The 22,963-nt window shown below is 38.8% G+C and carries 25 protein-coding genes, 1 tRNA gene, 1 pseudogene and 1 other annotated feature; of the genes and pseudogenes, 3 read left to right on the forward strand and 24 right to left on the reverse strand.

Features of this window, described 5'->3' with window-relative positions; translation table 11 throughout:
* Nucleotides 1-154: 154 nt before the first annotated feature.
* Nucleotides 155-523, reverse strand: a complete 369-nt coding sequence (locus ESP02_RS00325) for a DUF3397 domain-containing protein (RefSeq protein WP_002291871.1) — start codon at nucleotides 521-523, stop codon at nucleotides 155-157.
* A gap of 170 nt (nucleotides 524-693) precedes the next feature.
* Here ESP02_RS00325 and ESP02_RS00330 point away from each other — a divergent pair, with 170 nt between their 5' ends.
* Nucleotides 694-1,650, forward strand: coding sequence for a magnesium transporter CorA family protein (locus tag ESP02_RS00330; protein ID WP_025478577.1), 957 nt, complete (start codon nucleotides 694-696; stop codon nucleotides 1,648-1,650).
* Nucleotides 1,651-1,722: 72 nt separating this feature from the next.
* Nucleotides 1,723-1,839: a DUF4044 domain-containing protein gene (locus ESP02_RS00335; protein WP_002291876.1), complete on the forward strand. Its 117-nt coding sequence runs from the start codon at nucleotides 1,723-1,725 to the stop codon at nucleotides 1,837-1,839.
* A 53-nt stretch (nucleotides 1,840-1,892) separates the two neighbouring features.
* Here ESP02_RS00335 and recN read toward each other — a convergent pair whose 3' ends face one another.
* The 20 genes and pseudogenes from recN to rplU all read right to left on the reverse strand — a co-directional run bounded on the left by recN (nucleotide 1,893) and on the right by rplU (nucleotide 19,350).
* Nucleotides 1,893-3,575 carry a DNA repair protein RecN gene (gene recN, locus ESP02_RS00340; protein ID WP_002375273.1) on the reverse strand — a complete coding sequence of 561 codons (1,683 nt, stop codon included), beginning with the start codon at nucleotides 3,573-3,575 and terminating at the stop codon, nucleotides 1,893-1,895.
* Between the two features lie 17 nt (nucleotides 3,576-3,592).
* Nucleotides 3,593-4,042, reverse strand: a complete 450-nt coding sequence (locus tag ESP02_RS00345; protein ID WP_002286653.1) for an arginine repressor — start codon at nucleotides 4,040-4,042, stop codon at nucleotides 3,593-3,595.
* Between the two features lie 106 nt (nucleotides 4,043-4,148).
* A complete protein-coding gene (locus ESP02_RS00350) occupies nucleotides 4,149-4,967 on the reverse strand; it encodes a TlyA family RNA methyltransferase (protein WP_002310269.1) in 819 nt (272 codons plus the stop codon).
* A gap of 8 nt (nucleotides 4,968-4,975) precedes the next feature.
* The gene (locus ESP02_RS00355) at nucleotides 4,976-5,866 is read right to left on the reverse strand and encodes a polyprenyl synthetase family protein (RefSeq protein WP_002375275.1); all 891 of its coding nucleotides are present in this window, start codon (nucleotides 5,864-5,866) and stop codon (nucleotides 4,976-4,978) included.
* Between the two features lies 1 nt (nucleotide 5,867).
* Nucleotides 5,868-6,092 carry an exodeoxyribonuclease VII small subunit gene (locus tag ESP02_RS00360; protein WP_002286657.1) on the reverse strand — a complete coding sequence of 75 codons (225 nt, stop codon included), beginning with the start codon at nucleotides 6,090-6,092 and terminating at the stop codon, nucleotides 5,868-5,870.
* 4 nt (nucleotides 6,093-6,096) lie between these two features.
* The gene (gene xseA, locus ESP02_RS00365) at nucleotides 6,097-7,434 is read right to left on the reverse strand and encodes an exodeoxyribonuclease VII large subunit (RefSeq protein WP_002315413.1); all 1,338 of its coding nucleotides are present in this window, start codon (nucleotides 7,432-7,434) and stop codon (nucleotides 6,097-6,099) included.
* Entirely contained in the window at nucleotides 7,435-8,289 is an 855-nt protein-coding gene (locus ESP02_RS00370) for a bifunctional methylenetetrahydrofolate dehydrogenase/methenyltetrahydrofolate cyclohydrolase (RefSeq protein WP_002375276.1), read from the reverse strand.
* 94 nt (nucleotides 8,290-8,383) lie between these two features.
* Complete coding sequence (nusB, locus tag ESP02_RS00375; protein ID WP_002286662.1) at nucleotides 8,384-8,833, reverse strand: transcription antitermination factor NusB; 450 nt, start codon at nucleotides 8,831-8,833, stop codon at nucleotides 8,384-8,386.
* A complete protein-coding gene (locus ESP02_RS00380; RefSeq protein WP_002291889.1) occupies nucleotides 8,826-9,251 on the reverse strand; it encodes an Asp23/Gls24 family envelope stress response protein in 426 nt (141 codons plus the stop codon). Before ESP02_RS00380 ends, nusB begins: the two co-directional genes overlap by 8 nt.
* A 246-nt stretch (nucleotides 9,252-9,497) precedes the next feature.
* The gene (locus ESP02_RS00385) at nucleotides 9,498-10,562 is read right to left on the reverse strand and encodes a Xaa-Pro peptidase family protein (protein WP_002315415.1); all 1,065 of its coding nucleotides are present in this window, start codon (nucleotides 10,560-10,562) and stop codon (nucleotides 9,498-9,500) included.
* Between the two features lie 171 nt (nucleotides 10,563-10,733).
* Nucleotides 10,734-10,979 (reverse strand): GlsB/YeaQ/YmgE family stress response membrane protein, encoded by a 246-nt coding sequence (locus ESP02_RS00390; RefSeq protein WP_002291892.1) that lies wholly within the window; start codon nucleotides 10,977-10,979, stop codon nucleotides 10,734-10,736.
* 138 nt (nucleotides 10,980-11,117) lie between these two features.
* A complete protein-coding gene (locus ESP02_RS00395; protein ID WP_002310263.1) occupies nucleotides 11,118-11,492 on the reverse strand; it encodes a DUF956 family protein in 375 nt (124 codons plus the stop codon).
* 82 nt (nucleotides 11,493-11,574) lie between these two features.
* Nucleotides 11,575-12,489, reverse strand: a complete 915-nt coding sequence (locus ESP02_RS00400) for a PTS system mannose/fructose/sorbose family transporter subunit IID (protein ID WP_002310262.1) — start codon at nucleotides 12,487-12,489, stop codon at nucleotides 11,575-11,577.
* 20 nt (nucleotides 12,490-12,509) lie between these two features.
* Nucleotides 12,510-13,313: a PTS mannose/fructose/sorbose transporter subunit IIC gene (locus ESP02_RS00405; protein ID WP_002294546.1), complete on the reverse strand. Its 804-nt coding sequence runs from the start codon at nucleotides 13,311-13,313 to the stop codon at nucleotides 12,510-12,512.
* Between the two features lie 32 nt (nucleotides 13,314-13,345).
* A complete protein-coding gene (locus tag ESP02_RS00410; RefSeq protein WP_002289456.1) occupies nucleotides 13,346-14,335 on the reverse strand; it encodes a mannose/fructose/sorbose PTS transporter subunit IIB in 990 nt (329 codons plus the stop codon).
* A 102-nt stretch (nucleotides 14,336-14,437) separates the two neighbouring features.
* The gene (locus ESP02_RS00415; RefSeq protein WP_002289455.1) at nucleotides 14,438-14,929 is read right to left on the reverse strand and encodes a mannose/fructose/sorbose PTS transporter subunit IIB; all 492 of its coding nucleotides are present in this window, start codon (nucleotides 14,927-14,929) and stop codon (nucleotides 14,438-14,440) included.
* Nucleotides 14,930-15,119: 190 nt separating this feature from the next.
* Nucleotides 15,120-17,928 (reverse strand): annotated as a pseudogene (locus ESP02_RS00420) (sigma 54-interacting transcriptional regulator).
* Nucleotides 17,929-18,363: 435 nt separating this feature from the next.
* Complete coding sequence (rpmA, locus tag ESP02_RS00425) at nucleotides 18,364-18,657, reverse strand: 50S ribosomal protein L27 (RefSeq protein WP_002289452.1); 294 nt, start codon at nucleotides 18,655-18,657, stop codon at nucleotides 18,364-18,366.
* Nucleotides 18,658-18,669: 12 nt separating this feature from the next.
* Complete coding sequence (locus ESP02_RS00430; RefSeq protein WP_002289451.1) at nucleotides 18,670-19,014, reverse strand: ribosomal-processing cysteine protease Prp; 345 nt, start codon at nucleotides 19,012-19,014, stop codon at nucleotides 18,670-18,672.
* A gap of 27 nt (nucleotides 19,015-19,041) precedes the next feature.
* Entirely contained in the window at nucleotides 19,042-19,350 is a 309-nt protein-coding gene (gene rplU, locus ESP02_RS00435; protein WP_002289450.1) for a 50S ribosomal protein L21, read from the reverse strand.
* 19 nt (nucleotides 19,351-19,369) lie between these two features.
* Nucleotides 19,370-19,446, reverse strand: a sequence feature (ribosomal protein L21 leader region).
* Nucleotides 19,447-19,635: 189 nt separating this feature from the next.
* On the opposite strand from rplU, the gene ESP02_RS00440 reads away from it, so the two are divergent.
* The gene (locus ESP02_RS00440; RefSeq protein ID WP_002315417.1) at nucleotides 19,636-20,277 is read left to right on the forward strand and encodes a uracil-DNA glycosylase; all 642 of its coding nucleotides are present in this window, start codon (nucleotides 19,636-19,638) and stop codon (nucleotides 20,275-20,277) included.
* Nucleotides 20,278-20,338: 61 nt separating this feature from the next.
* Here ESP02_RS00440 and ESP02_RS00445 read toward each other — a convergent pair whose 3' ends face one another.
* The 3 genes from ESP02_RS00445 to ESP02_RS00455 form a co-directional block, all read right to left on the reverse strand.
* Nucleotides 20,339-21,970 (reverse strand): SulP family inorganic anion transporter, encoded by a 1,632-nt coding sequence (locus ESP02_RS00445; protein WP_002372724.1) that lies wholly within the window; start codon nucleotides 21,968-21,970, stop codon nucleotides 20,339-20,341.
* Nucleotides 21,971-22,090: 120 nt separating this feature from the next.
* Nucleotides 22,091-22,450, reverse strand: a complete 360-nt coding sequence (locus ESP02_RS00450; RefSeq protein ID WP_002372726.1) for a DUF1304 domain-containing protein — start codon at nucleotides 22,448-22,450, stop codon at nucleotides 22,091-22,093.
* Nucleotides 22,451-22,607: 157 nt separating this feature from the next.
* Nucleotides 22,608-22,681: transfer RNA gene (locus tag ESP02_RS00455), tRNA-Arg, on the reverse strand.
* Between the last annotated feature and the right edge of the window lie 282 nt (nucleotides 22,682-22,963).

A 22,963-nucleotide genomic window follows, 5' to 3' on the forward strand; every position in this document is an offset into this window, starting at 1 on the left:
CCTCCACTAACTAAAATTAGTCTACCACAATCCCCCACTTTCTACCACCTTTTCTAGGAAATCCGGGAACAACTTTTTTTATTCATAAACATTTTTTTAAGAATCAAGCTGTAAAAAGCCTTTTAAAAGACTTTTTACAGCTTTTCTGCTTTTTTCATAGGTAAGAAAGTATATTCACAATGATCAAGACCGCGTACAAGACGATTGTCAGCAGAAAAACCAAACGCCAAGTCATCTTGAAATAACGCGGATAAATGATTTCTTCATAATAATATGCTTGGAAAACAGCAATACAGATGCCCATTAGTAAAACAGAAATAAAGAAAAACGGCAGGATAGAAATTGTCGCTGTGTTTCTAGACAACGCATGCATACCGCCCCACAAAAAAGGAATCGCCAAATCAGGGGCTTTTATTTTAAAACGACGATTTAACGAAAATAATTTTACAAGAAATTGGCAACCAAACAAAACGATTACCGGGTAAATATACCAAAACAAGATAAGTGGTGTGAATGTGCCCATGAACGTAAACTCCTTTTTTATCGTTGCTTCAAGTATACTGTATATACTTTACACAACTGTTTCATTTTATTTAAATTTATGCAGTTATATTCTATATCTTACAAACACATTCCATGTATTCCAATTCCCTATCCGTTATAATAAAAGAAACAGGCAACAGGAGGAAAATCATGATCAAATATTTTACATTAGATAATGAGAAACTGCGTAATACCGGAAAGGAAACTGACCAAACGATCTGGTATTGTGTAGAACGTCCCAATCAAGAAGAGATTCATCAGCTGACACATCAATTTGAAATTCCGTCAGATTACATCACTTCCATATTGGACGATGCAGAAAATTCCCGTACAGAAGAATTCAATCAATCAAAGTTGACAAAACCAGCATTATTATTGTTGCAATATCCGTTTGCTAAAACAAGCCCTAGCGGTTATTTTCAAGTGGATACATACCCGCTCTCTATCATTTTGACGCCCAAAAAGAAGCTTATCACAATTACGAATCATGAACCACTATTTTTAAAGAAAGTCTTTAGTCAAACCTTTCCAAAAAGCGATGTTTCACCCAATCTCAATATCTTCTTTCAATTCATCTGGCAGGTTACACTGTCTTATAACAGTTATTTAGCTACGCTTCAATCTCAATGCGATACTTTGGAAGCCAAACTTCAAGTATCAACTGAAAACAAACAACTTTATCAAATCATGGATATCCAAAAAAGCCTTGTTTATTTCAGAGAAGCGACTTCTGCTAATTTAGATGCATTGAAAGAATTAGCGCAAAATCAACTTTTCCAAGAAAATCATGCGTTGAAAAACCATCTGCGTGATGTATTGGTAGAAACAGAGCAAGCAATGACTACTTCTCGCATTCAATTAAAACTAGTAGAACAAATGAATCAGACTTTTTCAGCAATTGTATCGAATAATTTGAATAATATTATGAAAATTTTAACTTCTTTAACGATTATATTAACTATACCAACAATCGTCGGAAGTATCTATGGGATGAACATCAAGCTACCCATTGCTGAAAGAGATGATGCGTTTATCTGGCTAGTTCTATTAACATTATTTATTTGTATCGTAACTACCTATTATTTAAAAAAAGGGAAGTTTTTATAAAAAAGACCTCTTGTAGAAAAGACAAAAAGATTGTACACTTGGATTAACTAATTAATTACGAGGTTGAAAACAATGCGTGAAAAAAAACAAACAAGTACTTTTGCTAAAGTAACAAAATTTGTCATTTGGACGATGCTGATTTTAACGATTGGGTCTGTTGTATTGACTGCTGTCATGAGTGTCATGTAAAAAATAAAATATAGCTATCAGCTGCTAAAAAGGACCTGAACCACTACAGTGGCTCAGGTCCTTTTTGCGAGTTGCAATAGTTCTTTTGCATGTTCGAGTGTCAGCTTTGTAATCTCACTCCCAGCTAGCATACGTGCAATTTCTTCTTCTCTTTCTTTTGTTTTCAATTCTGAAACAGATGTTTGCGTACGACCATCAATCACTGCTTTCACGATATAATATTGATAGTCGGCGACTGCGGCGACTTGCGGCAGATGAGTGATGCACAAAACTTGAGAGTATTTCGATATTTGAGAAATTTTATCCGCGATGGCTTGTGCAACTCTTCCACTTACACCTGTATCCACTTCATCAAAGATAATACTTGTCACACCTTGCTCAGAAGAAAAAATAGTTTTCAAAGCCAGTAACATCCGAGATAATTCGCCACCAGAAGCGACTTTCACTAAAGGCTTCAGCGGTTCTCCTGGATTGGTCGTAATGTAGAATTCGATTTGGTCAAACCCATCATGATTCAATTGTCTGTTTTCTTCTTTTAAGAAACGTACTTCAAACTCAGTGTTTTCCATATACAGACTTTTTAATTCATGCAGAATGGATTTTTCCAATTCTTTTGCGATTTTTTTACGCGCTTCATGAAGATCTGCGGCTTGTTGCTGAAGTAGAAGCTCTTTTTGCTCTAGTTCCTCTTTCATTTTGTCCAATTGACCTTCTGAAAAATCAGAAGAAGCTAGCTCTTCGGTGATTTCGTCATAGTAAGCCAATACCGACTCAATGGATTCGCCATATTTGCGTTTCAACTGTCGGATTAATTCTAAACGTTGCGTCACTTCTTCTAAACGACTCTCATCTAACTCCAACAAATCGATTTGACGACTCATGTCGCCGATTGCATCTTGTAGCAAATAGTAAGCACTTTGGATATTTTCATAAATTGCTTCATACTCCACATCTAGATGTGCGATCCCTTGCAATTCTGCAACGGCCAAGCCAACACCATCTACACTGTTTTGTTCATTATTCGTCAGTGCTCCGTAGCCTGCAGCTAATCCATCAGCAATTTTTTGATAATTGCTAAGTTTTTCTCTTTCTTCTTTTAATTTCTCTTCTTCTCCGACTTGCAAATCAGCAGCAGCTATTTCTTCTTGCTGGAAATGAAGCATATCTATTCTCTGAACATAGGATTTTTCATTTTGCTGCACTTTTCGTACCCTTTTTTCCAGCTCACGATAAGAGGTATATTCTTGCTGATAACTCTTTTTCTTCTGTTGGAAAGCTGCATCTCCAAAACGATCCAATAAAGCAAGATGTGATTCAGGCTGGAGCAGTTCCTGATGTTCGTTTTGCCCTTGGATATCCACTAAATAACTGCCGATTTTCCTTAGATTAGCTAGCGTGATGATATGACCATTCACTCGGCAAACATTTTTTCCAGTCAACGACATATCCCTTCGAACGATCAGATTGTCTTCATCCGTTTCGATACCTAATTCAACCATCAATTCAGAGAATCCTTCTTGTTTCGGAAGTTCAAACAATCCTTCAAGAATGCATTTTTCTGCGCCTTGACGTATATAATCGCTTGAACCTCTTCCTCCTGCTAACAAACCTAAAGCATCGATAATGATGGATTTACCCGCACCAGTCTCTCCGGTCAGCGCGGTCATTCCTTCGTGAAAAGAAAGCCGCAATTCCGGAATAATCGCAAAGTTAGTAATACTGATTTCTTGTAGCATCACATTCGCTCCTCAACTTAAAGGTAATGCAGGAAGTCTTTCTTTAATAAAACTGCCTGGTCTTCAGTTCGTGTAATCATCAAAACATTATCGTCATCATTGATAATCGAAAATAATTCTTTCTTGTAGCGCTTATCGATCAAATTCGCTGCTGCCGAAGCATTCCCCGGCAAAGTTTTCAAAATAACAAATTTTTCCATTTGGTCAACTGCTACGAAAGCGTCTTTTAACAGTTTTTCCAATTTAGTATTTACATCTTCATTTGTTTCAGCTGGTATACTATAACGGTAGCCGCCATCTGAGGCCGGTACCTTAATCAGTTTCAGTTCCTTTATATCTCTGGAAATCGTAGCTTGAGTAACAGATATTCCTTTGCTTTTCAGGATTTCAACAAATTCTTCCTGCTTTCGGATATCTTGCTCACTCAACAATCGAGTAATCAAACGATGCCGATCTTTTTTTCTCATTACGTCTTCGCTCCTTAGCTTATTCTTCTTAACCAATGATAGCTTATTTCCTTGGTATAATAAAGAAGAATCCGCACACTTCTCACTTGATTTTCACAGTTACAATTTATTTATGGTCAAACTGTTCGTGTGCGTTTGAAACCACTTCTGCCATATTAATAGCTGGATTGATCGTGCCGCTTTCAGGTACTTTCTTCAAGTGAGCCAAGAACTCGATATTTCCTTCTCCTCCCGTGATCGGAGAATAACTTACTTCCAGCACATCATATCCACCTTGTGCCGCAAATGACAAAATGTCTTCTAAAACTTTTTGATGGGTCTGTGCGTCACGAACAATTCCGTTTTTCCCTACAGCTTCTCTGCCTGCTTCGAATTGGGGTTTGATTAAGGCAATCACTTCTCCCTCTTCTTTTAAAATAGCATGTAATGGAGGCAGCATCAGTTTTAGTGAAATAAAAGAAACATCGATAACAGCAACTTCTGGAATTCCTAAGGTAAAGTCTTCGGGTTTTGCATAACGAAAATTCACTCTTTCCATTACGACGACTCTAGGATCTTGTCTGATTTTCCAAGCTAGCTGATTGTAACCGACATCTAAAGCATAACTCATTTTTGCGCCATTTTGCAAAGCTGCATCAGTAAATCCGCCAGTGGAAGCACCGATATCTAACAATGTTTTTCCTTCAACAGATAGATCAAATGCTTTGAGCGCTTTTTCTAATTTTAATCCACCCCGAGAAACATAAGGAAGTTTTTTACCTTTGACTCTTAATTCACTACTTACTGGAATTTTTTCTCCCGGTTTATCAAACCGCTCGTTTTTTTCGTTGTAAATCAAACCAGCCATAACTGAACGTTTGGCTTGTTCTCTTGTTTCAAATAATCCTTGTTTGACCGCTAATACATCTACGCGTTCTTTTTCCATTCTTTCCCTCATTTCTCCACATCAAATTGCTTGAGCATCTGGCGCATCATCCCGCCATCAAAAGAAAAAACGTCCTCTTCTAATTTGTCTATGATCTTATTGGCGGATAACAACTCAATCTCCAATGCCTCACGTGTCTTTTCTAGGCCTAATAAACGCGGGTAAGTGTTTTTTTCCATACGTTCATCTTTACCAGCTGTTTTCCCTAATGTTTTCGTTGTACCAATCACATCAAGTAGATCATCTCTTATCTGGAAAGCCAAACCTAAATGTTCGGCTAATCGTTGAAGTAGCAATAAGATTTCTTCAGGTTGCTTCGCTAATATACCTCCAGCTAGCAAGGCATAACGAATCAAACGCCCTGTCTTCCTTTCATGAATAAATGCTAATTCCTCTAACGAAAGCTTTTTCGATTCGCCTTCGATATCTGCAGCTTGTCCAGCCACCATACCTTGTGATCCCGCACAAACAGCTAATTGCTGAAGCAACAGAAGCTTAGGAGAATTACCTAAGTGTGCCATACTGATCAGCTGGAATGCGCCTGTCAGTAAACCATCTCCAGCCAATATAGCTAACGCTTCGCCGAATACTTTGTGATTGGTAGGTTTTCCCCTTCGAAGATCATCATTGTCCATCGCAGGCAAATCATCGTGGATCAAGGAATACGTATGCACCATTTCTAAAGCAGCCGCTACTTGATAGACGGGAACATCGATAGGCTCATCAAAGGAAGCAACAGCCGTTAAAAGTAATAATGGACGGATTCTTTTTCCACCTGCTTTCACTGAATAAGTCATCGCATCACAGAGTGCTCTATCCGTCGTATGTTCATCTAAAAAAGACAAGATTTCTTTTTCTACAGCAGGTAGATGAATAGCTGAAAAGTCAGTTAATCTCATCTCAGCTTTCCTCGTTTCCGTCAAAATCAACTTCTTCATTTGATTCTGTCATCATTTTCGTCAAGGTTTCTTCTGCTTTAGCTAAGGTATCTTGGCAATGTTTGCTTAATTCCATTCCTCGTTTAAACGAATCTAGAGCTGATTCTAATGGAACGTCTCCTTGTTCTAGCTGCATGACGATTTTTTCTAATTCTTGCAGTGACTCTTCAAAAGTTGGATTTTCCATATTTTTATTCTCCTTTGTCTATCTCTTGTACTTGTCCTTTAACGATTCCATCTTGATAATGGATCGTCAGCAAATCCCCTTGATGGATCTCGGAGACACTTTTTACTACTTGATCATTTAACGTCGTATAGCTGTAGCCTCTTCCCATGATTTTCAATGGACTCAACAAATCAAGAGATTGAACAGCTTGAGCAAAACGCTGCTGCTGTTGTTTCATATATTGTTGGATTTTCTCTTCTAAACGTTTTTCTAGATAAGCAGTTTCTTGGCGAGCTGCTTTGACTCGATAAAGCGGAGCCACTTGTTCCAATTGGTGGCTTAACGCGATCGTTTGCTTTTCTTTTGCATGATAAATCTGCTGTGTAGCTTGATATAATCGCTGTTTCAATTGATCTAATTTGATGGTCTGACCTTCATACAATCTTTCAGGCTGCCGAAAGACATAGGAACGTCGAGCACGCTCGAACCGTTCTTGTTTACGCTGGATCTGGCGTACAAACGCCTGCTGCAATCTAGCTTGCCGTTCTTGAATGCGCATCAACTCTTCTGACAAAACAGGAACAGCTAATTCTGCAGCTGCTGTTGGAGTAGCAGCCCGAACATCTGCTACTAAATCAGCGATCGTGGTATCTGTTTCATGTCCCACAGATGAAATCACCGGCGTATTGGCTTGATAAATCGCTCGGGCAACCCGTTCTTCATTAAACGGCCACAAATCCTCAATTGATCCGCCTCCACGACCAATGATCATTGTATCAAAATCCCCCATCTCTTCTACTCGTCGGATATTCTTGACAACATTGTCCGCTGCTTGATTCCCTTGTACAACGGTTGGGAACAAAACCAATTGGACAATTGGATACCTTCTTTTCACCGTCGTGATGATATCGCGGATAACCGCTCCGCTTGGACTGGTAAGGATCGCGATTCGCTTTGGGAAACGTGGCAACATTTTTTTAGGACCTTGAAAAAGGCCTTCCTTCATCAGCTTTTCTTTTCGTTCTTCCAATTCTTGATATAAAGCACCTATTCCATCAGGCTCCATGTGCTCTACATAGATTTGATACGAACCTCCCGCTTCATAGAGTGAAATACGCCCAACAACAAGGACTTTCATTCCTTCTTTTGGCTGGAATCGTAATTTTTGGAATGCACCTTTGAACATAATAGCAGATATTTTTGCATGATCATCTTTTAAGCTGAAATATTGATGGGCGTTGGCGCGTAAACGGAAATTCGATATTTCGCCTGTTAAATATACTCGTTCTAAATAAGGATCGGCATCAAATTTACGTTTCAAATACCTCGTTAATGTAGTGACAGTTAAATATTCTTGTGCCATTTATTCACCTGCTCCAAAAGCTTCGGCAGATTTTACGGTTTGATACATCAGCATCGTGATAGTCATTGGCCCTACACCTTTTGGCACAGGAGTGATCCAGCCTGCAATAGGCTCCACTTCATCAAATTTCACATCACCGATCAGCTTACCGTTAGCATCACGGTTCATCCCTACATCTATCACTACAGCACCTGGTTTTACAAATTCTTTTGTGACAAAATGTCCACGTCCTATTGCTACGACTAAAATATCTGCTTCTTGTGCCAGTTCAGCCAGATTTTCGGTTTTAGAATGAGCAACAGTAACAGTTGCATCTGCCATCAAGAGTAGCTGAGCCATCGGTTTACCGACGATATTGCTTCGTCCGATAACTACTGCTCGTTTACCCGTCGGATCGATAGAATAAGCTTCAAACATTTTCATGATGCCGTATGGAGTACAAGGAATCTTGTCCGGTTTACCCGCAAGGAGTCTGCCTAAATTCATTGGATGAAAGCCATCTACGTCTTTTTCAGGACGGATAGCTAACAGGATCTTTTCTTCATCTATATGCTTTGGCAATGGTAATTGGACCAATATACCATGAAATCTAGGATCTTGATTGTATTTTTCGATTTCTGCAAGTAGTTCGTCTTCAGAAATCGTCTCAGGATAACGCTCTACTGATGAATGGATTCCGATTTCTTTTGCTACGCGTTCTTTATTTCTTACATAGATTTGACTGGCTGGATTTTCCCCTACCAATAAAACAACTAATCCGGGATGGATACCATTATCTTTCAATTTTTGGATTTTTTCAGCAATCTCTGCCTGCATTTTTTCAGCTAATTCTTTTCCGTTAATCAATTCTGCCATCTAACCACTCCCAGATATTTTTTGTTTTCATTCTACCATAGAATTTTCCCGATTTATAACAGGTTTATGATGATTCACAGAAAAAAGCTAGGACTTACGCCCCAGCTTCTAATTCTTTTAATACATTGGATAAGACACCGTTGACGAATTTACGCGAACGGTCATCACTAAATGTTTTTGCCAACTCAATTGCTTCATTTAAAGCAACAGCCGCTGGTACATCTGTCACATAAGTCATTTCAAAAATCGCGATACGCAAGATCACCAAATCCATTTTTGAGATCCGATTGATATGCCAATTGTTTTTCAAATGTTTTTCGATCACTTTATCCAATTCATCTTTTTTTGCACAGACACCGCCAACTAGCGTATCAAGATAAACAGGAACAAACTCTGATTCATCTTCATTGATCATGTCGCGGTGGTCTAATTCGATTGCGTTGAAAATCGCATCTTCTTTTGTTAGGTCTGCATTGAAGTCTAACGGAAATAAAGCCTGCAATGCCATCTCCCGAATCTCGTGTCTTGATAGTTCTTTATTCATTCTCTTCCTCTTCGTCTTCAAAAAGTTCTTCGATTGTTGGTTGTTCTAATTTTTCAGGAACAACAGCTACTACATGGATATTGACTTCAGCTAGATCGATATCTGTCATGAAAAGGACTTGCTGGCTAACCCGTTCTTGCATTTCCATTGCAACTTTAGGAACTGAAACACCATATTCCAGGTAGCAGTAAAGATCTACTTTCAAGCCATCTTCCTCATTTGCCAAGTAAACACCTTTTCCGTGAGCTGCTCGTCCTAATAATTCAGTGACATTGCTGGCAAAAGTTCCGCGCATTCCGTATACGCCTTCTACTTTAGAAGCAGCAATCCCGATGATTACTTCGATGACTTCAGGAGCAATCACGATCTCTCCCAAATCTTGGTTTGCGTTTAAAATCAAATTTTTTTCATCTGCCATTTATTTATTCCTCCCTTTGCCTAAGCACGAGATATATCCGAATTCTCTATGATGCGGCTATAATGATCATTTGGTAAAAAAACTGCCGCCGATCAGCTGCAAATTGCTATGAATTGGAGAAAATATCCAACTTTATTATCTCTTACAGCTTAAAAGTTCTTCTATAGTGTATCATTAAATCAAGCGATTTTCTATAACAAAGTCTGTGAACACTGATTTTTACGCTTACTTCTTTTATGGACGAGACTATAAGATAATCAATTCTTTTGGTGAACGAGTCAATACGCGATTCCCATCTTCTGTGATCAGCAAATCGTCCTCAATACGTACCCCGCCGATTCCTGGTAAGTAGATCCCTGGCTCGTCAGTAATTACATTTCCCGGTACAAATTGTTTTTCCGCACGAGAAGAAACATTCGGTCCTTCGTGGATCTCTAGACCGATCCCATGACCTGTAGAATGTCCAAATGCTTCACCATAACCATGTTTTGAAATGTAATCTCTAGCAACTGCGTCTAATTGGACACCAGTCATTCCTGGTTTCGCAGCATCAATAACCGCTAATTGCGCGTCTAGAACTACTTGATAAATTTCTTTTAATTTTTCTCCAGGATCACCAATAGCGAATGTACGTGTCATATCAGAAACATACCCTTCGTAATAGCAGCCAAAATCCAACGTGATCAAGTCACCTTGTTCGATGAGTTTCTTGCTTGCTACACCATGCGGCATAGCCGAACGCAATCCGCTAGCAACGATCGTATCAAAAGAAACACCTGAAGCGCCAAGAGAACGCATATAAAAGTCTAGTTGATTTGCGACTTCAATCTCAGTCATGCCAGGTTGGATCATTTTCAGGATGTGATCATATGCCATATCCGCAATATTACATGCTTTTTCGATAATGGCGATTTCTTCTTCATCTTTCACTTCTCTAAGTTCTTCAATCATCTGTGAAACAGGGACTAATTCCGCATCGATGATTTCTTCTAAAACCGAATATTCTAAAAATGAGACTGTTGTTTCCTCAAAAGCTAATGAGTGCAGTTCTTCTTTGCGTACTAAGTTTGCTACCTCATCAAAAATAGGTCCGACATTTTTAATAATTTCAAACCCTTGAGCCTGCGCTGCCGCCTGCTCGGTATAACGAAAATCAGTAATAAAAAATGCTTTTTCCAAAGTAATAACAGCTAATCCTGTCGTACCTGTAAAGTTCGTTAAGTAACGAAGATTGTACGGACTGGTAACCAAAAATGAATCCAAATTTTCTTCTTGCATCTTTTTGCGCAATTTTTCTACACGTAGCATCATAATGAAACTCCCTCTTTCTTTGCACGCTTTTTTCTATTATAGCAAACTTTTCTTCGTACACGACAGTTAAATAAAAATTTCCGGAAAACTTCTTTTTCTTTTAAAGAAAGAAAGCCAAAAAGGAGTCACGGTTTCGCCGCAACTCCTTTAGCTTTACTATTTTATAAAAACTTATGACCGTTTTCCAAAGAAAAACGAGACAACTGCTACCAAAATCACTGCGCCTAAAATAGATGGAATAAGTGCCATACCTGCAGCTTTTGGTCCCCATTCGCCGAAAATCGCTTGTCCAATACTTGAACCAACTAATCCAGCAATGATATTCGTGATACAGCCCATCGAATTTCCTTTGCTGGTGATTGCACCTGCAATCGCTCCGATCACAGCTCCAACAATCAATGTCCATAACCAACTCATAATATAACCTCCTTCTTTGCTAATCAATTTTAGCATAAGGGATTTAAAGGGGACAAATAATTGGTTCTGCTATTTCATGTTTTCTTCTGCAAAGTAAAAAAATAAAGAAAACCTCCCCTTAGAAGTTTTCTTTATTTTTTATTTGCGTTTAAACATGCTACGGATACCACGTTTCACTACATCAAAGAAACTCAATGATTGTACCATTCTATCTTCATCTACATATTCTCTGATCGCACGAAGTACTTTTTTAGGTTCTTTGGAAGAAAATGTGTATGTACCATTTTTTTTCGTTTGAATGGCATATCGAGGAATCCATTTTCCTTTTAGCATGACCGATGCTAGTACATAATCCACTTCTTCCCATGGAATTTGGATATATTTGCGTTTGTCTCGCGCATGGTAAAATTCAAAGCCATTATCGCCTATCATGATTTGTCCGTAATCTGTCAGCCCCGTAAATGAAGTAGCGTCAATTACTAAGTCTACTTTTGTATTGATTGATTGAACCATTTTCTCCCTCCAAATATCTGTTTATTCACAGTATACTATATAAAAAAAGCTCGGGACAACGCCCGAGCTATATTTTTATGGATTATAAAAGTCCGATGACGTGTCCTACAACACCGACTACGAATAAGCCAAGGATAATAACGATTGGAGAAACTTTTTTCTTAAGCAACCACATACAGAACAATGTTAATCCTAATGCAGCTAAACCAGGAATCAATTGGTCTAAGTTGTCTTGTAACGTTGTTACCTTTTCAGGAGAAAGGGCTAAGCCATTATTAACTTGTTCAAATGCACTCTTGATTCCTTCACCACCTGAAGGTAATTTATCCCATTCGATGTAAGCACCTTTATCTAATTTTACAGTTGATACAACTGGTAAGAATTTGATTGATACCCATCTTTGTACCAAGGCAGCTAATACGAACATCCCTAAAATAGAAGCACCTTTTGTTACGTCTTGTAATAATCCGCCAGAAAGGTCATCCGTAATTTTAGAACCAGCTCTGTAGCCGAATTCTTGTGTATACCACATGAATGCCCAACGAATAATGTTCCAACCTAAGAAGAAGATGATTGGTCCAAGGATATTTCCTCCCATAGCTAATGAAGCACCTAGTGCACCTAGCATTGGACGTACTGTAAACCAGAACACTGGGTCACCAACACCAGCTAAAGGACCCATCATACCTACTTTAACCCCTTGAATCGCTACATCATCCACAGGTGCGCCATTCGCACGTTCTTCTTCCAGTGCCAATGTAACCCCTAAAATTGGAGAAGCAATGTATGGGTGTGTATTAAAGAATTCCAAGTGACGTTTCAATGCTGCAGAACGTTCTTCTTTTGTTTTGTATAATTTTTTGATTGCTGGAATCATAGAAAATGCCCAGCCACCGTTTTGCATACGTTCGTAGTTCCATGAACCTTGAATGAAGGTAGAGCGCCATGCAACAGCTAAACGATCTTTTTTTGATAATTTGATTTTTTCTTCTGCCATTTTATTTTCCTCCTTCAAGATTAATAGTCATTCAAAATGTCGCCTAAAGGGTCACCAGAGTTGCTTCCGCCTCCATTATTTGATGAACCACCCATTTTAGAAAGGTTCAAGTAAATAAGAGCTAATGCAACACCTAAAGCACCTAGAGCAATCAATGTTAATTGAGAAATTGCAGCTACAACGAAACCGATAACGAAGAATGGCCATACTTCTTTTGTAGCCATCATGTTGATTACCAAAGCGTAACCTACAGCTACGACCATTCCCCCACCGATAGCCATACCATCTGTTAACCATGCTGGCATTGATTCAAGGAATGATTGCACAGTTTGTGCTGGGATAAATAGCAATGCTGCTGCTGGGACCGCGATACGAACCCCTTGTAAACATACAGCAATGATGTGCCACATTTCAACCTTACGGATGTTTCCTTCTTCAGCAGCCGCATCCATCAAATGAACGATTGGAACAGCGATTGTACGTACGATCATTGTTAAGAACAACCCTGCAACAGCCAAAGGAACGGCAATCGCGATCGCAGAAGGAACACCTTTAACACCTTGTCCACCTAAAACTAAAATAATTGCTGATGCTACTGATGCTAATGCAGCATCTGGTGCTACAGCGGCACCGATATTTGCCCAACCTAAAGCGATCATTTGAAGCGTACCGCCAAGTACGATACCAGCTTCGAGGTTACCGGTAACTAAACCGATCAATGTACATGCCACTAGTGGTTGATGAAATTGAAATTCATCAAGAATACCTTCCATACCAGCTAGAAAGGCAACTAATACGACTAAAATTATTGAAATAATAGACATGATAAGCCTCCTATAAATTTTAATATTATTTATTACGCTTTTGCTAATTCAGCTTTTGCTTTTTTCAAAATGTCATCCATGTTATCGCGTGAATCATTAGGTACTTTACGTACATCGAATTTCACACCTTTTTGTTCAAGCTTCTCAAACGCTTCAACATCTTCTTGTCCCATAGACAATACTTTACTTACAACGACTTTACCAACTGAATGCGCCATTGACCCAACATTTAATTCTTTGATGTCCACGCCACCTTCAACAGCTGTCAATACGTCTTCAGGATTTTCAAATAAAAGCAATGCTTTGGTATTTCCAAAACGAGGGTCTTTTGCCACTTCGATCATTTTGCTAATAGGAATAACATTTGCTTTTACACCTGGAGGAGCAGCTTGTTCGATTAGTCTCTTACGCAGATCATCCTTTGATACTGCATCTGAAACAACGATAATACGGTTTGGTTGCACTGCTTTTGTCCAAGCTGTCGCAACTTGTCCATGTAACAGACGTGAGTCAACACGAGCTAATACATATTTGATTTTCCCGTCTCCGACCACAGTTCCTTCCGGAAGTGCTCCTTTAGGTTGTGCGTCTTCAACTGCTGCTTTCGGTGCTTCTGCCGGTTCTAATTCTTCCGGTTTCACTTTTACACCATCTTTTGCTGTTTCAATGATATGCGCTGCAATTTCATGAGCAGATTCCATTGAAAAGCGTGATGCATAGGCTTCAATCAACATTGGCAAATTCAAACCGCTGACGATTGCCCATTTATCTTTGTGCTCTTCGAATAATGTGTTTGATTGATTGAACGGTGTTCCGCCCCATAAATCAACTAAGAATAACACTTCGTCTTGATTATCAAAAGAAGCAACCGCTTCTTCCAATTTGGCTCTCAAGTCATCTGGACCTTCACTTGGTTTCAAAATCACGGCTTTGACGTTTTCTTGTTCGCCAAAGATCATTGAACCGGATTGTAAGATTCCTTCAGCAAATTGTCCATGACTTGCTAGGATAATCCCTACCATATTTATACCTCCTATTTACTTTTGTTGTAACAAATTCAAAAATATTAATAATTGCTAACCATTACAACAGAATTATTTGACCTTTTCCAACAACCATTTTTGTTACACCTTTTTGATTTTCGCTAGTAGTTCCATCAAAAGGATTTTCCTGTCAGCAGGTACTTTTCGAATCTCTAACTCCACTTCTTGACTGTTCAAGTAACGAAAGGAATCAATATCTTGTTGATTTACTGAAACAAAATTGGTAATCATTGATTTGCCTTCAGTAAAACTCATACCGCCGATATTCAACGACTTCAACTGTACACCGCAGCGGACAACCGCTTCAACATCTTGGGGATTGGTGAATAAAAGCATCACTTTCGCTCGTGATAATAGTCCACTATGATAGATTTGAATCATTTTCTGCACGGTTATTACATTTGCTGTGATTCCCGGCGGTGCAGCTTCTTTTAATAGAAACTTTCTCAATTTATCTTGAGCAACTACATCGCTGATCACAATGATACGTTCAACACCTGTTTGCTTCGACCAAACTGTTGCGACTTGCCCGTGGATTAAACGATCATCTATACGTGCCAATCGAATATCCATCTGCAAAACTCCTTCTTCCTCACTACTTCACAGAAACCCCTATCATTTCTGTGTGAACAACCACCTCCTAGCACACACTACTATAAGCAAAAAGCGTGCCAACTTTTTTGCGATACACTAATTGAATTTAAAGGATTCTTAACCAATACACAAAAACGATACACTATAAAAGTGTATCGTTTTTGTGTATTTACGGCATAGTGTATTCTTTTTTATCTAGCTGATTATGCACTAGACGTAGCAGATAATACATTTCTTCTATTGGCACTTTTACTTTTATCTTATCTTCTAGCAGGACAACCGAGGCTGTTAATTGATTATAAAGAGGATCACTCGTTGTGTTCGTCAATTCGTTTTCTTCCACCGTCAACGTTTCATTTCGAATAATCCGTTCGATCATTCCTGCTGTGTGCATCACCAAGTTGATCTTAAAGCCATATTCTTCATCGCCAATTCCCATCGTCTGAGAGATTTGTGTAGAAAATTGCCACATTGGATCGATTAGTTTACTACCATTGATAAAGATGAAGTTCTCAGAGATAAACTCAACACATGTTTTTTTAGCTGTCTCTTCATCTAGCGAGACGAATTCAGTTTCTTCCATTTCTGATTCCATAAGCAACTGATCCAAAATGACTTCGATATTTTGATCAATGAAGCGCTCTAAAGGAATAAATGGTGCTTGGATATTCAAATCAGTAATTCCAGTAGTTGCTATGATCTGATATTCTTTTTGGATGACTGGCAATTCTTCTTTCACTTCCACAATCGACAAAGCTAAAACTTCTAATTCTGTTTCTTGACGCTTATTTACCGCTCGTTCGATCAATTCTTTGATTCTTTGTGCTGTACCTTCGCCAGATGCACAAATAGCCAAAACAGCTTTTTTCTTATGGATAGGTTTTGTTTCCTGGACAGGTTCTACAGAAGATATTTCTGCGTAACCTCGAAAATTCTTCAACGATTCATGCAACATATCTAAATCTGTCCCTAATACAGAGACCTTTCGTACGGTTTCCAAAACTAGAGAAGTCGTTACCATGTCAACGGTACGTACAGGTATCCCAGTGTCTCGCTGAATTTGTGAATTAAATGAGGCGAGGGACCCCATATCCACTAATAGTATGACCCCGCTTCCTTCATCTACTTCTTGTACATTGCGTTCAATTCGGTCTAAAGCTGTTTTCGGATCCATATCCAACGGCATGTCTACTGCTCGTACGTTCTCTGCATCTAACAACTGTTGGACAACCTGAACCATACTGCTTGCTGTACTGTTTCCGTGAGCCGCAACGACTACACCGATTCTGCCGCTTGCTTGGTTCGCCCGTAACGAGACGAGTAGAACAGTCAAGTAGTAGTCTTCACTTTCTGGAATATCCACTTGAAAATACGTTTCTATATAACTACGCACTTCTTTCGCAACAGCATATTCATCTGGAAAATCAAATGCCATCTCACGGATATTATCATTCGTATGCCGTTCTTCTCCTAAATTTATTTTTTTCAAAAACGAACTGATATGCAAGCTCATAGCATAAATAAAGTTTTGCTGAAACTCATATGGTAAAGATCTTTTGACCATTACATAAATCTGATTGGTCACTTCTATGATTTTTGGATCTACAAATTCTGCTAATTTGCTATCTGCATTAAAAGAAAACCCATGGTCTTTATAAAAAGACTTCAGATGGATATTGATATCTGTAGAAATAAAGTGATTGATTGCTTCTTGGTCCAACCCATCCGACTTCAGCAAAGCTGCTTTATCTCCGATGATATCATATAGATTATAAGGTAATTCATAGGAGTCTGATTGGATTTTCATGATCGTATCGTTTGGTGCTACAGTTATCTTTGGCTCCAATATTTTAGAAAGCTCTGCCATTGCACTGCGGTTGCTTGCTAATTGAATCAATCCGCTACGAATCCCTTCTGTCAAATCATCAATCGTAATCGATATTTCGGGAGATTGCATATGATTTAGAAATCCTCGTGCGCATACTAACTGGATATTCGACTTCAATTGACCTATATTCCCATAAGTCACACTGCCAATCAGTGCTTTTGCTACATCTTCTGTCAAAGAGATCTTTCGTTGCGTGCGGTTCGCTTCGTGGGCAATCATAATTTTTACTAAATCGACTTTCTCATTTGCAGGACGTTTTTCAAAAGCCGGAAGTTTGATATTAATTGGGATACGCCGAACAAAAGTTTCCAATAGCGAAGAGCCTGGATCTTCTGTGGTCGCACCTACGATTCGTACATTTGCTTCATGGGATTTCGTTGTTTCTCCAAGTCGGCTGTAAGTCCCGTGATCCATAAAGTAAAAGATCATTTCTTGACCTTCTGGAGGCAATCGGTGAATTTCATCCAGAAATAGCATACCACCATCCGCTTGATCGATAATTCCCATTTTTTCTTCATCTGCACCTGTAAAGGCTCCTTTTGCATACCCAAATAAATGGCTCATCAAAAGCTCAGGATTATTCGCGTAATCAGCACAATTGAAAACAATCAGTTCCGTTTCCTCATCTATTACATGATGTGCTTTGGCAAAGTGATACATCGCGTGCGCAAAATAAGTCTTTCCTGATCCGGTAGGTCCTGTAATCAAGCAATTTAATCCTCTTGGCGGATACAAGATCGCAGCTTTTGCCTGTTCCACCGAGTTTTTCATGCTGCCATTAGCTCCAATGATTTTTGCAAAGATATCCTTAGTATCTATCTGGAGCGTATTTTTTTCTTCAGAGACCGGCGTTTCTTTGTAACTTGACCACATGTTTTGTAGCTGGCTTTACGTGCGTAGCGAGTGTTTGATATATGTAACGTACTGGTCGTCCATCTGTCTTTATCAATTTTCCTTCGCGCACTAGCTGATTCAGATCCTTACTGCTATTCGTTCGTTGGATTCCTAACACTTCAGCAATTTCTTGTGTCGTTACTCCTTGGTCATATTCTGCCTTTGTTAAATGAGCGGTTTTTTCTTTGACATACATATAAATTCGGTCCATGCGTTTTGCCAATGGTATCGCTCCTTTTCTATAGACTGTTGTTCTTAGGCTTCAAAACATAATACTATGTATTTATTTCCGTTTCGTCAACTATTTACCTGATTTTGTTTTGTTGACAACAAGCGAAGGGACAAGCGTAATGAAAATAAAAGAACACAAAATATCAATTCCATTTTTATATCGGAAACAAGAAAAAGAACACTATTTATCCTACAATGATGCTCCTGATAGTAGACAATAACGCTTTCATCAATAAAAACAATAGTTATCAAAACATCCTGATTACAAGATGGCAAAAAAATATTAAGCGTAAAAAGACATGGTAACCTTCGCATCCTTCATTACAACTTTTATTTTTATAAACAAAAAAAGAGGCTGTGACAAAAGTCTTGTCACAACCTCTTTAATCGCAAGATTCAATTAAGCTTCTTGAGCTACTGGATAAACAGACACTTGTTTTTTGTTACGGCCTTTACGTTCGAAACGTACTACGCCATCAACTTTTGCAAATAAAGTGTCGTCTCCACCGATACCCACGTTTACACCTGGATAGATTTTTGTACCGCGTTGACGGTAAAGAATTGATCCACCTGTAACTGTTTGTCCATCAGCGCGTTTAGCACCTAGACGTTTTGATTCTGAGTCACGGCCGTTAGATGTAGAACCGCCACCTTTTTTGTGGGCAAATAATTGTAGATTCATAGATAACAACATGGTCTGCACCTCCTATTTATCATTGATTGTTTTAATTTGGATATATTCTGAGTTTTCAGCTTCTATTGATTGTAAACCTAATAAAAGATTTTCTAATAGAATCTCAGCAATATTGTTTTGTTCTTGTGTCATTCCTGAAGTGACTTCGGTATAAAGATAACCGCCTTCTTCTTCATTCATTTCAACAATCGGTTCAAAACCGGCTAATGAGGCAATCCCGTTGACAGTGCTGATCGCTAACGCAGAAACACCTGCACAAACGATATCACTTCCATAAGGACCAGCATCAGCATGCCCGGTCAAAGTGAATGAAACGATCTGACCTGCGTCATTTCGCTTAAATGTTCCTTTGATCATATATAGGCCTTCTTTCTCAAACGCTGATTAAGCGTTGATCGCGTCGATAACCACTTTTGTATATGGTTGACGATGACCTTGTTTGCGGTGTGAATGTTTTTTAGGTTTGTATTTGAAAGTAACGACTTTCTTTTGTTTGCCGTGTTTTTCAACAGTACCTTCAACAGTTGCACCTGCAACAGTTGGAGCGCCTACTTTTGTAGATTCGCCACCTACTAAGATAACTTCGTCAAAAACAACTTTTTCTCCTGCTTCAACGTCAAGTTTTTCAACATAGATTGCTTGTCCAACTTCAACTTTTACTTGTTTACCACCAGTTTTAATAATTGCGTACATGCTATAAAGCACCTCCTTCTGATATACTTAGACTCGCCATCCGAAGTGACAGCATCTGCTGTGCTTATTACTTGTTCTGAGCGGTTGTAGCTGTGGAGTCCACAATTACAACAGTACTAGCTTACCAGAATAGCCGCTGTTCGTCAACTAAATTTAAAGTCAAAAAATGAAATAAAGATTTAAACAATCGTGCTCCTGCTTTTCTTTCCTCTTCGTTTCTGCCAAATAAAATAGTCGCATTGCGTTTCTTTTCTTCTTATAATAAAAGAAAAAGGAGGAGCACAAATGGAATATCCAACAGAATTGATACAAGAGGCTTCTTTAAGGATGAACGGCCGTCCTGTAGAAGGGTTTGTCGCTGGGCAAGGACCTCTTCATCCTAAATTAATGCTTGTAGGAGAAGCCCCAGGGAAAACAGAGATTGATACACACATCCCTTTTAGCGGACAAGCTGGAAAAGAATTGATGCAGGCACTTTCTTCCACTGGTTTAACACGAGAAGAGGTTTATATCACCAGTGCTGTACGGAGTCGCCCGTATCGCGTGACTCATCGGATCAATAAACGGACACAACAGACAGAAACTGTTTATCCAAATCGTACACCTACTCGATCCGAAGTATTTGCACACGCACCGATACTGGATTACGAACTGATGGAAGTCCAGCCAAAATTAATTGCGACACTTGGAAATATTGGCCTGCAACGATTACTTGGTAAAGAATATACAGTTACCAAAAACCATGGTCAACTCTATACAGGTCCCGTCTTACAGCTAACAGAACAAAAAGATGCCTACGAATGGTCAGAAAAAAACTACCGTATCCTTCCACTTTTTCATCCAGCAGCTATTTTCTACAATCGTTCCCTTGTACCTGTTATCCATCAAGATTGGCAAGTACTAGCTTCACTTTTACAACAAGATTAAAAAGAACAGACAAGACGGTGAAATTTTTAGTTTCCAGTCTTGTCTGTTCTTTTTCAGTGTTTTAATGGCTCATTGCCGTATATTTCGCATGCAATGCTGTCAACGCATGAGCAACTGTTTGATGTTGATGTGTGGATGTATATTCCCATAAGTGAGAAAGCTGTTTTTCTACTTCTGGCTGCAAGGAAGTATAAATAATCGTTTGTCCTCTCTGTTCTGCTTTTTCTTGAAATTCATCAAAAACTGCACGTGCCGTCAAATCAATACTTGGTACCCCACGCATGGAGAAGATGACACCGTCGTGATGGTTTAGTTCTTCCAATTTATTTTTTAGTTTTTCTGAAGACATGAAAAACAGCGGACCGCTAATGTACACTACTGTCCAATTATTCAGCTTTTCCGTTTCTGGCAGCCCCATTCTTTGCCAATCGATTGTTTCTAATGAAATCGTGATAGCCGCACTTTTTACAACAAAAAATACACAACCGCCGATAATCCCAATTACAATAGCAATACTTAAATCAAAGATGACTGTACAAATCATTGTAAGAACAAACAATAGAATAGCTGACCAATATTTATGAACAAATAGCTCCTTAATCGTTCTCCATTCATTCATACGCCAAGCCGTCACGATCAAAACGCCTGCAAGTGCCGGCATCGGAATCTGTGACATCACTGGCGCAAAAACAAGCATGGAGAGCAACAAGACAACTGCATGTATCATGCCAGCTAATCTGGTTTGTGCGCCAGATTTGATGGCCACACTTGTACGAGCAATGGCTGCAGTAGCAGGAATCCCGCCAAAAAAAGGAAGCAATAGATTTCCAACCCCTTGTGCCACTAATTCTTGGTTACTGTCTAATGATTTATTTGCCATTCGACCAGCAGAAGCACCACATAATAAGCTCTCAATCATCCCTAACAGAGCAATGCTAATAGCCGGAACTGCTACTTGTTGCAAGGCAGAAAAGCTAAAATCTCCCAAGCCCAAGCGATTACTGCTGATCAATGTTTGTGGGATGTTACCAACAGTGGCTACTGGTAAATGACACAGTAGCGTAACTACTGTTGCTAAAATGATGGCCAACAGCGAACTAGGCATTCGTTTCGCCCATTTTTTCGGATAGATGAACATCCCTAAAATGACTAGTCCTCCCATAATCAAAGATGCTATGTTTATTGGAAAACCTAGTGTTTGATAACTACTTAGCTTTTCAATAACATTTGTACCTTCCGAATGAACACCAAACAAATTATCAATCTGACCTAATGCAATAATAATAGCAATACCTGAAGTAAATCCTGTGATTACTGGTGCTGGGATAAAAGAAGTTAGTGTTCCTAATCGGAAAAGTCCTGCTGCAAGTAAAAATAGACCTGCCAAAAAAGTAGCAAGCAACACACCTTGCATTCCCTTTGTTGCCGCAATGGACATTAGAATAGCTGCCATTGCGCCTGTCGGACCTGATATTTGATAAAAACCGCCTGATAAACCGCCAATAACGATACCGGCAATGATAGCCGTAATCAAACCTGCGGACGCATCGGCTCCGCTTGATACCCCAAAAGCCAAGGCTAAAGGCAATGCTACAGCAGCTACTGTGATTCCAGCCAAAAGATCTTTCTGAAATCTTGAAAGATCATAACCTGAAAATTCTTTTTTTAGTGATAAAACATAATTTTTGAACACCTATCTAACTCCTTTTCATGAAATTTTCTAAAATACCATTCATTAGAATAGCATATTTCATGAGATAAAGTAATATTTTTCACAAAGTTTCCTGTCCAATAGATCCTTGTTTTTCTACATTTAGAAGAAAATAGAAAGCAAGGCCAACAGAGCTAACCCACCTTGTTTTAGTAAAATCCATCGATCGCTAGTCAGACTTCCATACAATGCAACAATAAAAATTGATACCAACAGCATACTTGTAATTTCTTTAGGTGCGGAAGAAAGGTAAGCTCCGTAAAGTAGTCCAACCCCTAATAGTCCATTGTATACTCCTTGATTCTTAAATAATGTTTGAACAGATTTTCTGCTTAATTCTTCTTTATTCATTTTAAAAACTCTGCTTGTCGTGTCAGAATCAGTTCTTACTGTTTCGATGTACATGATATAAAAAAATTCGATGGCCACTAGAGTGACTAAAATTTTTGATAATATTGACATATTTGCTCCCTCTTTCTGATGGATTTTATTTTTTACTTCCTATAATTGTACTAGATAAAGATGTTTTTTTTATTTTATTTGCCTTTGAAAACAAACAATATTGGCACAAAAAACAAAGAAAAACCGTTAGAAACTGAGGTTTCTAACGGTTTTTTAGCGTCACAGGAGGGATTCGAACCCCCGACCGTCCGCTTAGAAGGCGGATGCTCTATCCAGCTGAGCTACTATGACAGGAATCAGCGGAACATCAATAATTATAGATAATTAAATTGCTTCTGTCAATACGAAATAGTTATTTAATTAGCAAATAGTCAATTATTTTAATTCAACTACCAAATCACTCCTTTGAAAAGAAACATTCACTTCCATCTATTCTAAGGTTATCAGTCGAAAACAGGAGCTGCATTGTCTTCATGCTTACTCCTGTTTATTTCAATCTATTCACTATTTTCTTCAGTTGTTTTACAAATATAGTCTCTTCCACATCAAATTTAGATGGATTCCTTGATTTAA

The sequence above is a fragment of the Enterococcus sp. NBRC 3427 genome (genome assembly GCF_007996925.1).
In the GTDB taxonomy this organism is placed as follows: Bacteria; Bacillota; Bacilli; order Lactobacillales; family Enterococcaceae; genus Enterococcus_B; species Enterococcus_B lactis.

Coding starts and splice junctions, on each gene's coding strand:
- ESP02_RS00370 (WP_002375276.1), bottom strand. CDS start 8,289: ATGGCAGAATTGATTAACGGAAAAGAATTAGCTGAAAAAATGCAGGCA.
- ESP02_RS00390 (WP_002291892.1), bottom strand. CDS start 10,979: ATGAGTTGGTTATGGACATTGATTGTTGGAGCTGTGATCGGAGCGATT.
- ESP02_RS00380 (WP_002291889.1), bottom strand. CDS start 9,251: ATGGCAGATGAAAAAAATTTGATTTTAAACGCAAACCAAGATTTGGGA.
- xseA (WP_002315413.1), bottom strand. CDS start 7,434: ATGGCACAAGAATATTTAACTGTCACTACATTAACGAGGTATTTGAAA.
- ESP02_RS00450 (WP_002372726.1), bottom strand. CDS start 22,450: ATGTCAATATTATCAAAAATTTTAGTCACTCTAGTGGCCATCGAATTT.
- ESP02_RS00385 (WP_002315415.1), bottom strand. CDS start 10,562: ATGATGCTACGTGTAGAAAAATTGCGCAAAAAGATGCAAGAAGAAAAT.
- ESP02_RS00345 (WP_002286653.1), bottom strand. CDS start 4,042: ATGAGAAAAAAAGATCGGCATCGTTTGATTACTCGATTGTTGAGTGAG.
- recN (WP_002375273.1), bottom strand. CDS start 3,575: ATGCTACAAGAAATCAGTATTACTAACTTTGCGATTATTCCGGAATTG.
- ESP02_RS00335 (WP_002291876.1), top strand. CDS start 1,723: ATGCGTGAAAAAAAACAAACAAGTACTTTTGCTAAAGTAACAAAATTT.
- ESP02_RS00355 (WP_002375275.1), bottom strand. CDS start 5,866: ATGAGATTAACTGACTTTTCAGCTATTCATCTACCTGCTGTAGAAAAA.
- ESP02_RS00395 (WP_002310263.1), bottom strand. CDS start 11,492: ATGGTTCAATCAATCAATACAAAAGTAGACTTAGTAATTGACGCTACT.
- ESP02_RS00360 (WP_002286657.1), bottom strand. CDS start 6,092: ATGGAAAATCCAACTTTTGAAGAGTCACTGCAAGAATTAGAAAAAATC.
- ESP02_RS00430 (WP_002289451.1), bottom strand. CDS start 19,014: ATGATCAAAGGAACATTTAAGCGAAATGACGCAGGTCAGATCGTTTCA.
- ESP02_RS00325 (WP_002291871.1), bottom strand. CDS start 523: ATGGGCACATTCACACCACTTATCTTGTTTTGGTATATTTACCCGGTA.
- rpmA (WP_002289452.1), bottom strand. CDS start 18,657: ATGTTGTTATCTATGAATCTACAATTATTTGCCCACAAAAAAGGTGGC.
- ESP02_RS00415 (WP_002289455.1), bottom strand. CDS start 14,929: ATGGATATTCGATTGGCACGTATAGATGATCGTTTAATCCACGGGCAA.
- rplU (WP_002289450.1), bottom strand. CDS start 19,350: ATGTACGCAATTATTAAAACTGGTGGTAAACAAGTAAAAGTTGAAGTT.
- ESP02_RS00400 (WP_002310262.1), bottom strand. CDS start 12,489: ATGGCAGAAGAAAAAATCAAATTATCAAAAAAAGATCGTTTAGCTGTT.
- ESP02_RS00350 (WP_002310269.1), bottom strand. CDS start 4,967: ATGGAAAAAGAACGCGTAGATGTATTAGCGGTCAAACAAGGATTATTT.
- nusB (WP_002286662.1), bottom strand. CDS start 8,833: ATGAATAAAGAACTATCAAGACACGAGATTCGGGAGATGGCATTGCAG.
- ESP02_RS00440 (WP_002315417.1), top strand. CDS start 19,636: ATGGAATATCCAACAGAATTGATACAAGAGGCTTCTTTAAGGATGAAC.
- ESP02_RS00410 (WP_002289456.1), bottom strand. CDS start 14,335: ATGGTAGGGATTATCCTAGCAAGTCATGGACAATTTGCTGAAGGAATC.
- ESP02_RS00405 (WP_002294546.1), bottom strand. CDS start 13,313: ATGTCTATTATTTCAATAATTTTAGTCGTATTAGTTGCCTTTCTAGCT.
- ESP02_RS00330 (WP_025478577.1), top strand. CDS start 694: ATGATCAAATATTTTACATTAGATAATGAGAAACTGCGTAATACCGGA.